Here is an 11,667-nt window from a genome sequence, read left to right as displayed (position 1 = left end):
CACGGTCACGGTAGTGCGCACGCGCGCGGCCGCGCGCGAGGTGGATGATGAGGATGATGATGTGCCGGCGAAGGTCGCGTCAGGGGAGTGAGGGCTGGGTGACGATTTGCGTCGGGCATTCTTCTCGGGGGGACGCTTTTGCCTACACCGGCTGTTAGTTGGAGCCGAGCCTTTACCACGACGGCAGTGCGCTCCCTCTCCCCGTTCTTACGGGGAGAGGGTTGGGGTGAGGGGCCGCGGCACGGGTGGTCTCAGCAGGGGCAACGCGCGGGGAGTGTGCGCGGTGAGACCTGTACCTCCTCACCCGGACTACATCTTCGATGCAATCCGACCTGTCCCCGCCCTAGCGAAGCTTCGCTTCGCCCTGGCGGGCGAGGTACACAGAGCGCTCCGCGATATGTTCGCGAGCCAACGATCGCTGCGGCAGATGACAGTCAATCAGAGCAGGGCAAGGCTCAACATGGAGCCGAGCCCGACGAGAAGTGCGAAGATCAGGATTTTGAGTTCGATCAGCTGCTCGCCGATGAGCGGAAGCAGGCGATTTCTCAATCCCGCATGGAGTACGTGCTTTGCAGGAGCGTTCATGTGGGTCACCGCCCATGTGCTGACGGCCATCGCCGCGAACAGCAGTACGAGCAGGCCCAGCTTCACGAGAGAAAGCTCCCACCTGCTGTGCAATGCGCCCAGATACCCCATCAGCAGGAGAACGATCAGGGCCGGCCAGATGACGGCTCCCGTTCCATAGGCCATCACAGTGACCAAAAAATCGATCGCGGAATGTTCGCGCTGGAAGCCACCGCTGACGTAGGCACACCATGGATGGCCGACGCACAAGAGGCGATCACTCCGATGAGGTAGATGATGGCGACGATCCTGAATGCGACGGACATTTCCACGTCCTGCTGCTTCCGAAAACGATGGCGCACGTTGGCATGCTCTGGCGCGCCGTCCGAAGCCGTCACCTCACCGGAACGGCCGCAGCTTCATGTGCCGATTGGAGTCCTTGTACAGCAGGTAGCGGAAGCGGCCGGGGCCGCCGGCGTAGCAGGCTTGCGGGCAGAAGGCGCGCAGCCACATGAAGTCGCCGGCCTCGACCTCGACCCAGTCGCGGTTGAGCTTGTAGACCGCTTTGCCCTCGAGCACGTAGAGGCCGTGCTCCATCACATGCGTCTCCAGGAACGGGATCACCGCGCCGGGCTCGAAGGTCACGATGTTGACGTGCATGTCGTGGCGGACGTCGAGCGGATCGACGAAGCGCGTGGTGGCCCAGCGGCCCTCAGTGCCGGGCATGCCGACGGGCGCGATCGTCGCCTCGTTGGTGACGAAGGCCTCGGGGAAGGGGATGCCGGGCACGGCCTCATAGGCCTTGCGGATCCAGTGGAAGGTCGCGGGCGCCGCGCTGTCGTTTGTCAGCGTCCATTTGCAGGACGGCGGCAGGAAGGCGTAGCCGCCCTTGGCCAGGCGATGCTCCGTGCCGGCGATGGTCAGCGCGATCTCGCCGCCAACGACGAACAGCACGCCCTCGGCTTCGGGATCGGGCTCGGGCTGGGTGCTGCCACCGCCGGGAGAGACCTCGACGATGTATTGCGAGAACGTCTCGGAGAACCCGGAGAGCGGCCGCGCGATCACCCAGGTCCGGGTCTTGTCCCAGAACGGCAGCGGCGAGGTGACGATGTCGCGCATCACGCCCTTGGGGATCACGGCGTAGGCCTCGGTGAACACGGCGCGGCCGGTGAGCAGGTCGGTCTGCGGCGGGTGGCCGCCATGCGGCACGAAGTAGTTCGGCTTGTCCATCGTCATCTCTCCTGCGCGCGGATCGGCAAGCCCGCGCGCCAACATTCAGGGAATGCTCAGGAGCAGCGGCTGCTCGAGCCACAGCTCCTCCAGATTGTCGGGGCCCATGCGGTCGACCACCATGAAGCGAGAGCCCGCGTCGAACACCAGGAGCGGATGATGCCAGACATTCCTGGCGTAGTTCACGCCCTGTTGGCCGCTCGCGGTGAAGGCGTAATAGCTCGCGGGATCGCGCGGATCATGGCACACCAGCACCAGCCAGGGGCGGTCCTGCAACGGCATGAACAGCTGCGTGCCGAGCGGATGCCGCTCCATCAGCTTGATCTCGATCGGCCGCGGCCGCGGCTTGGCCTCGAACAGGCTGATGTTCACGGCTGCGCCGCCCGACGCCACGTCGACCGCAGCAAGCCCGTTGCAGCGGCGCGCGAAACCCTGGTTGATCTCGATCGGGGCGGCGCCGGCGGTCTCGACGACGTCGCCGAAAGCGGCGAAGGCCGTTTTCGTCAGCGGCTGCGGCGTGAGCGTATGCATGTCCCCGCGCGCTCAGATGGCCTCGCCGCGCGCCGACGCGGCGGCATCGCGGATCGCGGCAATGTTACTGCGATAGGCCTCCGTCGTGCCGCCCTTGAACACGGCGGAGCCCGCGACGAACGCATTGGCGCCGGCTGCCGCGAGCGCACCGGCATTGTCGCGGCCGACGCCGCCATCGACCTCGATGTCGATCGGCCGGCCCGCGGTCATCGCGCGCAGATCCTGGACCTTGCCGATCGCCGAAGAGATGAACGCCTGGCCGCCGAAGCCGGGGTTGACCGACATGATCAGCACGAGGTCGACGAGGTCGAGCACATATTCGATGACGTTGAGCGGCGTCGACGGATTGAGCGAGACGCCGGCCTTCTTGCCGAGCGCGCGGATCGCCTGCAGCGAGCGATGCAGATGCGGGCCAGCCTCGGCATGCACCGTGATGTGATCGCAGCCGGCCTTGGCGAACGCCTCGAGATAGGGATCGCACGGCGTGATCATCAGATGCGCGTCGAAGATCTTGGTGGTGTGCGGACGCAGCGCCTTGATGACATCGGGGCCATAAGAGATGTTCGGGACGAAATGCCCGTCCATGACATCGAGATGGATCCAGTCGGCGCCGGCGGCGTCGACGGCGCGAACCTCCTCGCCGAGCTTGGAGAAATCCGACGCCAGAATCGATGGCGCAATGACGAGCGGACGCGGCGTGAAGGACTGGGTCATGGGCATCTATTCCAGTGCGAGCGGAGATGTCGCCGTATCATGCAGGGGCCGGTCCGGCAACGCGAGCGGGAAAAATCTGCCGGGCGCGGCACGAAGTGCCGGGCCAAGGCGGCCGCAACATTGCGAAATATCCGGACATATCAGCGGTTTGGCGTTGGCACGGGGCTTGCGACGCTGACGCCATCTGTTTCGCCGCCGCGTCTCGCGGCCTTGCGGGAGTTTCGTCATGTGGTTTGCACTGGGGGCCGCCTCGTCGGTCCTGGACGGCCTGCAGTCGCTCGGCTCGACCAAGTCCGGGTCGGGCAAGTCCGGTCATTCGGGCGGCAGCCTGTTCAGCCTCGGCGACAAGGGGGCGAGCAGCTCCGGCAATTTCAGCCCGTGGTCGAGCTCGAGCAGCAGCGGTTCGGGGCAGATCGCGCCGGAGACGATGAGCGCGTTGCTGGCCGCGCAGGGCCAGTCGGCAACGTCGTCGGACGCGAGCTCGTCGGGCAATCCGCTGCAGGACCTGTTCTCGCTGATCGACGGCGATGGCGACGGGCAGATCACCAAGTCCGAGTTCGAGAACGCGCTCGGCGCGGGCGGCACCAACGTCGCGAACGCCGACAAGGTGTTCGGCAAGCTCGATGCGAACAGCGACGGCAATGTCAGCATCGACGAGCTGTCCTCGGCGTTGCAGGGCTCCAGCGGCCGTCGTGGCCATCACCATCATCATCAGGCGGGAGCCGGCGGTTCTGGCAACGCGGCTGGCGCGGGTGCCGATGCGCTGATGCAGGCGCTGTCCGGCGCGTCGAGCTCGTCGTCAACCAACAGCGACGGGTCGACCACCACCACGATCACCTATGCCGACGGCTCCAAGGTGACGCTGACCACGCCGGCGGCCGCAACCGCATCAAGCGCGGCGACGTCCTCCTACAATCTCGTCGAGAAGCTGATCCGGCGCGAAGCCACGGCCATCTCGGCGGCATCCACGCCCACGACAGCAATTTCCGCCTGATTTCTGCGGGTCTGGCCCGTAGTTCTACCGGGACGAAAATTAGTCCGGTGGTCACGGCCGATCGCCCAACCTGCCGCGATGTCTATCCTTGGAGACGCTCCCGAGGGCGCTATCGCTGCGGAAACGATGACAAACGACGCCGTGTGGAATGGTGCCGCCAAGAACGTCGGGCTCGCAGTCGCGTGCGGGATCGGGCTGACTGTCCTTGCCAGCACGGGCGTGTTCTTTCTGCACGAGGCCCGCAACCAGGCTGTCACCTCCACGCGCTTCGACGAACTGAGTGCGCGCGTCGTCGATCAGTTGTCGAGCCGAATTCAGCTCTACGAATATGGATTGCGCGGTCTGCGGGGACTGGTGGTCGCAAGCGGCGGTCTGCCGCGCCAGGAGATCTTCAAGAAATACTCCTCGTCGCGCGATGTGGACGCCGAGTTTCCAGGCGCACGCGGCTACGGATTCATCAGGATCGTCCCGTCGGATCTGGCGGAGCAGTTCGTCGCGAATGTCAGGGCGGACGGGCGTACCGACTTCAAGATTCGCGAACTCAGCGCAAACCCCGGTCCCCGATTCATCATCGAACATATCGCACCGGAAGCGCGCAATGCGCAGGCCGTCGGTCTCGATATCGCGTCCGAGCCGACCCGGCGCGAGGCGGCGTCGGCCGCAATGCACAGCGGCGAGCCGAGGCTCACGGCGCCGATCACGCTGGTCCAGGCGTCGGGAAAGGCAGGCAGCGGATTCCTGTTCCTGCTTCCGATCTACCGGTCTGGACAACCGATCGATACGGCCGAGCAGCGGCGCGCCGCCGCAATCGGCTGGAGCTACGCGCCTCTCGTCATCGACGAAATCATTGCGAGCTCCCGAATTCTCACGGGCGAGTTCGCGCTGTCGATGTCAGACAAGACCGACGGCAAATCTGCGACGTTCTACGGGGCGTCGGTGTCCGAAAACGAAGGCATCCGCCGAAACCTGCCGTTGAGCATCTATGGACGCAACTGGGAGGTCGAGCTCCGTGCTCTGCCGCCGTTCGTCACGCAACTCAACTTCGTTCATCCGATCACGTCAGCGGCGACGGTTCTGGTGATGGGATCGCTGTCGACGTGGCTGATAGGCCTCCATCTGTCGTCGCTCAGCCGCCGGCAGCGCGCGTGGTTGGAAAGATCGCGGCTTGCCTCGATCGTCGCCCAGTCCAGCGATGCCATCGTCGCAACGACATTGACCGGGGAAGTGACGGACTGGAATCCAGCGGCAGAGAAGCTCTTCCTCTATTCGGCTTCGGAAGCGCTGGGGCGACGTCTGTCGGAGCTCATCGTTCCCGAAGACCTCGTCGAGGAGCTCGATGACGCGATAGCTCGCCTGCTTGAAAGCAGGTCGTCGGTGAATTTGACGACGCAGTGGCGCTCGAAGGACGGCAGGACGCTCGACATGGTCGTCAACTTGTCGCCGATCCGGTCTGAGAACGGCGACGTCGTCGGCATCGGCACGTCGGCCCGCGACATGACGTCATACGTCGCGGCCCAGCGGGAGGTGAAGATTCTCAACGAGTCCCTCGAGCAACAGGTGATCGCAAAGACAGCCGAGCTGAACACGATCATCGATGCGATCCCGAGCCGCATCGCCTATTGGGACAACCAGCTCCGGTGCGGATTCGCCAACAAGGCTTATCTCGACTGGCACGGCCGAACGATGGAGTCCCTCGCCGATGAGACCATGGTCTCCGTGCTGGGAGATGAGCTTTTCGCGCAGAACGAGCCGTTCGTCAGGGCTGCGCTCGCAGGTGTGGCAAAGAACTTCGAGCGCGACGTCACCAAATCTGACGGAACCTTCAATCACGTCTGGGCCAACTACGTTCCGCAGTTCGACGACGCTGGCACGGTCCTGGGCTTCTTCGCGCTGATTACCGACGTCACGCCGCTCTGGGAAGCCGAGCAGCGGCTCGAGGCGAGCGAGGCTCGCTACCGGCTGCTGGCCGACAACAGTGCCGACATGATCTTCCAGCTCGACCGCGATCTGGTCCGTCGCTATGTGTCGCCGACATCGCTGCGCATCCTGGGGTATGAAGCCTCCGAACTCATTGGCAGGGTGCCCGAGGGGCGAGTCCATCCAGACGATGCCGAACACGTGGCACAGGTCTATCAATCATTGTTGGCGGGAAACTTGGAGCACGGCTCGATCGTGCACCGGGTCCGCCACCGGGACGGCCGATGGCTCTGGGTGGAAACGTCTTTGCAGGCGTTGCGGGACTCCGCGACCGGCGCCGTCAATGGTATCCTCGGGGCACTGCGCGACATCACCGAGCGCAAGGCGATCGAGGCCGAGTTGCAGGCTGCAAAGCAGGCGGCGGAGCTTGCGGCGCGGACCAAGGGCGAGTTCCTCGCCGCGATGAGTCACGAGTTGCGTACACCGTTGAACAGCATCATCGGCTTCTCGCAGCTGATCCTCGAGAGCGATGCGCCGAAGGATTCTCTGAACGAGCATCGGACGAAGCTGATTCACGACGCCAGCGAGACGCTGCTCTCGATCGTGAACGACGTTCTCGACATTTCCAAGCTCGATGCGGGACGCTTCGATCTCGATTGCCGCAGTTTCTCGCTTCGAGCTCTCCTCGAAAGCACACTCGAGCTCCTCAAGCCGGAAGCCGAGTCGAAAGGCCTCGATCTCGTTGCCCATGTCGATGCCGAGGTGCCGAACTCGGTGGTCGGAGATGACGCACGGTTGCGTCAGGTCCTGCTCAATCTGGCGTCGAACGCCCTCAAGTTCACGTCGCAGGGTGGCGTTACGGTGACGATCACCGGATCGGGAGATCCGGCGGGCGTCGCGAAGCTTCGGGTCGGCGTGCGAGACACGGGCATCGGAATTCCCGACTCGGCGAAGCACTTGATCTTTCAGAAGTTCAGCCAGGTCGACGGGACGATTGCGCGGCGCTATGGCGGCACCGGGCTGGGTCTCTCGATCTGCAAAGCGCTGGTTGAGCGGATGGGCGGCAGCATCGGGTTCGACAGCAAGGAGGGGGAGGGATCCGAGTTCTGGTTCGTCCTCGAGCTCCCGCTCGGAGCACCGGAAGAGGAGCGGTCGAAGGTCGGCGAGCCGAGCGGCGGGAGCGTGGAGAGCCGCCCGGCGACGATTCTGCTCGCGGAGGACCATCCCCTCAATCAGGAGCTTGCCGTCGCCATCATCAGCAACAAGTGGGGCCACCATGTTGATGTCGTCGGCAATGGCAGCGAGGCTCTGGAAGCGGTCCGCCGCAAGCACTACGATATCGTGCTGATGGATGTGCAGATGCCGATCCTCGACGGTGTCGAGGCGACGGCGCGGATCCGAGCGCTGGGAGGCCGCTACGCCACCCTTCCGATCATTGCGATGACCGCTGCGGTGCTGGTCGATCAGGTGGAAAGCTTCAGACGCGCCGGCATGAGCGACCACGTCGGCAAACCGTTCCGGCCGGCCGAGCTGAAACGAATCCTCGACCGGTGGCTCCAGGTCGAGCATTCCGGGACCCTGGCTATATCCGATCCCAAGCAAAGCGCTCTGTGATGTCTCCGGCGCGCTGCGGAGACCTTCGGCGGCTCGGCCATTTGTTTTGTCGCGAGCACGTCGTTGTCTTCTCCTGCCCGTGAGCGCGAAGCTCATCCGACATGGTGCTCTGAGAGGCTTGGAGAAGACGAACTTGGACGCACACGCTATCGGCCAAAGCGCTCATGCCAAGAGGGCAGCGCGCCGCTGGCATGCAGCCGCTTGGCGTGATAGACGCCGCGCGCAATCGCGCGGGCGAGCACGTTCGCCGCGATCATGCCGAGCTCGCTCAGCTCGACCAGCGGCTCGATCGGCTTCGCGCCAGTCGCGGCCGCGAACACGATGTCGCCGTCGAGCGGCAGATGCACCGGATAGATCGCCCGCGCCATGCCGGTCTGCGCCATCATCGCGAGCCGCTTGGCCTGCGCCTTGGTCAGGAGGGCGTCGGTCACCACCAGCGTGATCGTGGTGTTTTCGGACGCCGACGGAGCAGGGCCGCCCTTCAGCCGCATGGCGAGCATGTCCGGCGTAAAGCTCGGGGGCAGGCCGCGGCCGCCGAACTCGCCATCCACCTCGTAGGGGGCGGCCCAGAACCACGGACCGTCGCCGACCGTGACGCTGCCCACGGCATTCACCACCGCGATGGCCGCGACCTTGATGCCGTTGCCGCTCGTCGCCGAGGCCGAGCCGAGGCCGCCCTGGAGATTGGCCGTGGTGGCGCCCAGACCGGCGCCGACGCTGCCGAGCGCGAAGGTGGTGTCGGCGGCGGCCGCCGCCGCGTAGCCGAGCTCGCGATACGGCGCGTAGCGCCCCCATTGCTTGTTGCCGCCGTTGAGCAGGTCGAAGACGATCGCGCCCGGCACGATCGGGACCAGCGCGTCGCGCACGGCAAAGCCGCGGCCCCGCTCGGCGAGCCAGGCCTGGATGCCGCTCGCCGCCTCCAGCCCGAACGCCGAGCCGCCCGACAGCGCGATGCCATCGATCCGCTCCACGGTATTGACGGGATCGAGCAGGGCGTCCTCGCGCACCCCAGGCCCGCCGCCGCGAATGTCGATGGCGGCGACCGCCGGCTGATCGAACAGGATCGCCGTCACGCCGGAGGCGAGCGCGGCGTCATCGGCATGGCCGGCGCGGACGCCGGGGATGTCGGTCAGGAGGTTCTGCACGTCGCCCTCGATGCTGGTCGTGATGATCGATGGATAGCGTGGCCGACGCCCTGGCTCAATGCAACATGGCGCATCCCCATAGCCCGGATGAGCGCAGCGACATCCGGCTTCTCACGAGCTGCCTGCGGTGAACCCGGATCTCGCTGCGCTCATCCGGGCTGCGCGCCGCTCTGCCTCTCCAGAGCAATGCGGATCATGCGGGCGAGCTCGGGCTTACGGTAGGGCTTGGGGAGCAGCAGCACACCGGCGTCGAGGCGGCCGTGGTGCACGATCGCATTCTCGGTATAGCCCGAGGTGAACAGCGTCTTCAGCGTCGGCCTGCGTGCGCAGGCGGCGTCGGCGAGCTGCCGCCCGTTCATGCCGCCGGGCATGATGACGTCGGTGAACAGCAGATCGATCTCCGGATGCTGCTCGAGCACGGCCAGCGCCTCGGCGGCATCGGCTGCGGCAAGGGTCGTGTAGCCGAGGCTCGTGACCTGGGTGACCGCGTGCTGACGCACCAGCGGATCGTCCTCGACGATCAGGATCGTCTCGTCACCGCCCGTTGCGTCGGGCAAACGCCGATCCTCGGCCATCGTCGGCGCCGAGGTCGAGCGCGGCAGATAGAGCTTGATCGAGGTGCCGTGGCCGACCTCGCTGTAGACCTTGATGTGGCCGCCGGACTGCTTGACGAAGCCGAACACCATGCTCAGCCCAAGCCCGGTGCCCTTGCCGACGCCCTTGGTCGAGAAGAACGGATCGAACACCTTGTCGAGATAGGCCGGCGGGATGCCGCAGCCGGTGTCGCTGACCGCGATCATGACGTAGTCGCCGACCGTGACCTCGGTGTTTGCGTTGGCGTAATCCTGGTCGAGCGTGACGTTCGCCGTCTCCAGCGTCAGCTTGCCGCCTTGCGGCATGGCATCGCGCGCATTGAGCGCGAGGTTGACGACGGAGGTCGCGAGCTGGTTCGGATCGGCCAGCGCGGTGCACGGGGCGGCGCAGAGGATCCGCTCGATTTCGATGTGCTCACCGAGTGTCGGCCGCAGCAGCGCGGCGGTCTCGATCATGAGCGCATTGACGTCGAGATCGAGGGGCTGCAGCGGTTGCTTGCGGGCGAAGGCCAGCAACTGCCGGGTCAGATGCGCGCCGCGGTCGGCGGAGTCGTCGATGAGCCGGGCAATCGCGGCAAGCTCCGGTCGCTCGCCCACGGCGTCGGCCAGAATTGCGATGCTGCCGGTGATGACGGTCAGGATGTTGTTGAAGTCGTGGGCGATGCCCCCGGTGAGCTGGCCGACGGCCTCCATCTTCTGGGCCTGACGGAACTGCGCCTCGGCGATGCGCTTCTCGGTGAGATCGCGGCCGATGAAGAAATGCCGCTGCACCGGCTCCGACCAGCTTGCCATCCAGTTCAGCTCGACTCCGCGGCCTTCCTTGTGCAGCAGCTGTGCCTCGAAATTGTGGACGTCTCGGCCGCGGCGGCAGTCGCGCATCTGGCTCCGCACGGCCTCCAGCTCCGGCGGATAGACGAAGTCGCTGGCGTTGCGGCCGACCATTTCCTCCGGGCGGTACCCGAGGATCGCCCGTGCGCTCGGGCTGACCTGCATCAAATTGCCGCGGGAATCTGCGATCAGGATCAGATCCTGGGAGGTCTCGAAGATCCGCCGCCGCTCCTCGGTTTCCCGGGTCAGCGCATTGCGGGTGCGCTTGCTCTCGGTGATGTCGCGCGCGACCTTCGAGGCGCCGATCACGGTGCCGCGCGCGTCGAGGATCGGGGAGATGCTGAGCGAGACTTCAATCTCGCGGCCCTCCTTGTGACGGCGCACTGTCTCATGATGCTCGATCTTCTCGCCGCCACCGATCAGGCCGAGGATGCGATCGACCTCGCCGCGCCGCTCAGGCGGAACGATGAGGCCGATGTCGTTGCCAAGCGCGTCGTCGGCGCCGTATCCGAACAGCTGCTCGGCAGCCCGGTTCCACGACGTGATCTTGCCGTGCAGGGTCAGCGTGATGATGGCGTCGTTGGAGGATTCAACCACGGCGCTGAACAGCCGCTCGCGCGCGATGAATCGAGCCCGCTCGCTTTCGTTCTGGCGGCGCTGCTGCTGCAAGAGATGTGTCAGGCGTCTCTGCAGGCCGACATTGTCGGCGAGGAGAACGCCCAGCACGAAGCTCGCCGCGAACAGCCCGTAGGTGCGGCCGGCATAATAGCCGAGATCGAACCGGGCCGCATTGAGCAGCGAGGACAGCGAGAGATCGAACAGCCAGGCGCACAGCACCACCATCACCCAGAGGTCGAGAACGCTATGCTGCCGCCGCAACGCCAGCACCACCAGGGCGGCGAATGTCGCGCACCAGATGGCGCCCACCATCACCCTCAGCGCAAGCGTCGCGGCACTGCCGTCGAGAAGGACGGGCAGGGCGGCCTCGCGGGTGATCACGATCCAGCTGAGCGCCGCCAGCGAGATCGCAACGCCAAGGATGGCGAACGTCAGTGACGCCGCAATCGAGCCCGCGGGCCGGCTATTTCTGCCGAGAGCGTAGGCGAGGACGAACAGCGGGAATGCGCCATGCCAGATCATGTAGATCCAGACCGCGCCCTGTGGTCCGGCACCGAACAGCCCGGTCGGCGAGTACAGGCCGGGGAACACAAGCGTGTGCAGCAGCGCGGCCGGACCCGTGAACAGATAGCCGGACGCAAGCCACGCCAAGGCCCGCGAGCGCAGCAGCACGAATTGGGAGAACAGCAGGAACGCCGTGATCAGGTCGTTCAGCGCCAGCGCCGACTGATAGCTCGCGACGAACGCCGGCGCCGCCGGCAGTTGCACCTTTGCGTAGGGCGCGACAACGGCGAAGAGCACAGCTGAGACCGTCACCGCAGCGAGGGCTGCGAGTTGGTCTCGACGTGTTGCAGTGGAAGCCGACAGAAGAACTTCGCGGGTATCCTCGATGCTCTGCATCTCCAAAGTCCTGCGCACC

The 11,667-nt window shown here is 65.6% G+C and carries 8 protein-coding genes; 2 read left to right on the top strand and 6 right to left on the bottom strand.

What is annotated here, in order from left to right:
* Positions 1-438: 438 nt before the first annotated feature.
* From BRAO375_RS16245 to rpe, 4 genes are all read right to left on the bottom strand, one after another.
* Positions 439-834, bottom strand: coding sequence for a hypothetical protein (locus BRAO375_RS16245; protein WP_139031398.1), 396 nt, complete (start codon positions 832-834; stop codon positions 439-441).
* Between the two features lie 129 nt (positions 835-963).
* On the bottom strand, positions 964-1,794 hold the full coding sequence (locus tag BRAO375_RS16235; RefSeq protein ID WP_009028550.1) for a bifunctional allantoicase/(S)-ureidoglycine aminohydrolase: 831 nt from the start codon (positions 1,792-1,794) through the stop codon (positions 964-966).
* Between the two features lie 45 nt (positions 1,795-1,839).
* On the bottom strand, positions 1,840-2,325 hold the full coding sequence (locus tag BRAO375_RS16230; RefSeq protein WP_009028549.1) for an ureidoglycolate lyase: 486 nt from the start codon (positions 2,323-2,325) through the stop codon (positions 1,840-1,842).
* Between the two features lie 12 nt (positions 2,326-2,337).
* The gene (gene rpe / locus BRAO375_RS16225; protein ID WP_009028548.1) at positions 2,338-3,039 is read right to left on the bottom strand and encodes a ribulose-phosphate 3-epimerase; all 702 of its coding nucleotides are present in this window, start codon (positions 3,037-3,039) and stop codon (positions 2,338-2,340) included.
* A gap of 226 nt (positions 3,040-3,265) precedes the next feature.
* Between rpe and BRAO375_RS16220 the strand changes: the two genes are divergently transcribed.
* Both BRAO375_RS16220 and BRAO375_RS16215 read left to right on the top strand, forming a co-directional pair.
* Positions 3,266-4,033 (top strand): EF-hand domain-containing protein, encoded by a 768-nt coding sequence (locus tag BRAO375_RS16220; protein ID WP_009028547.1) that lies wholly within the window; start codon positions 3,266-3,268, stop codon positions 4,031-4,033.
* 126 nt (positions 4,034-4,159) lie between these two features.
* Positions 4,160-7,564, top strand: coding sequence for a PAS domain S-box protein (locus tag BRAO375_RS16215; RefSeq protein WP_009028546.1), 3,405 nt, complete (start codon positions 4,160-4,162; stop codon positions 7,562-7,564).
* Between the two features lie 146 nt (positions 7,565-7,710).
* Here the strand turns inward: BRAO375_RS16215 and BRAO375_RS16210 are convergent, their stop codons facing one another.
* Complete coding sequence (locus BRAO375_RS16210; protein ID WP_009028545.1) at positions 7,711-8,709, bottom strand: P1 family peptidase; 999 nt, start codon at positions 8,707-8,709, stop codon at positions 7,711-7,713.
* A gap of 149 nt (positions 8,710-8,858) precedes the next feature.
* On the bottom strand, positions 8,859-11,648 hold the full coding sequence (locus tag BRAO375_RS16205; protein ID WP_009028544.1) for a PAS domain S-box protein: 2,790 nt from the start codon (positions 11,646-11,648) through the stop codon (positions 8,859-8,861).
* Positions 11,649-11,667 lie beyond the last annotated feature (19 nt).

Source organism: Bradyrhizobium sp. ORS 375 (assembly GCF_000239775.1).
GTDB lineage: Bacteria > Pseudomonadota > Alphaproteobacteria > Rhizobiales > Xanthobacteraceae > Bradyrhizobium.
Note: the sequence above shows the minus strand (reverse complement) of the source record. Positions and strands in the feature narration are given on the sequence as shown.

What these genes read in the sequence shown, in the direction of transcription:
- BRAO375_RS16215 (WP_009028546.1), top strand. Translation starts at nt 4,160, where the DNA reads ATGACAAACGACGCCGTGTGGAATGGTGCCGCCAAGAACGTCGGGCTC.
- BRAO375_RS16235 (WP_009028550.1), bottom strand. Translation starts at nt 1,794, where the DNA reads ATGGACAAGCCGAACTACTTCGTGCCGCATGGCGGCCACCCGCCGCAG.
- BRAO375_RS16220 (WP_009028547.1), top strand. Translation starts at nt 3,266, where the DNA reads ATGTGGTTTGCACTGGGGGCCGCCTCGTCGGTCCTGGACGGCCTGCAG.
- BRAO375_RS16230 (WP_009028549.1), bottom strand. Translation starts at nt 2,325, where the DNA reads ATGCATACGCTCACGCCGCAGCCGCTGACGAAAACGGCCTTCGCCGCT.
- BRAO375_RS16205 (WP_009028544.1), bottom strand. Translation starts at nt 11,648, where the DNA reads ATGCAGAGCATCGAGGATACCCGCGAAGTTCTTCTGTCGGCTTCCACT.
- rpe (WP_009028548.1), bottom strand. Translation starts at nt 3,039, where the DNA reads ATGACCCAGTCCTTCACGCCGCGTCCGCTCGTCATTGCGCCATCGATT.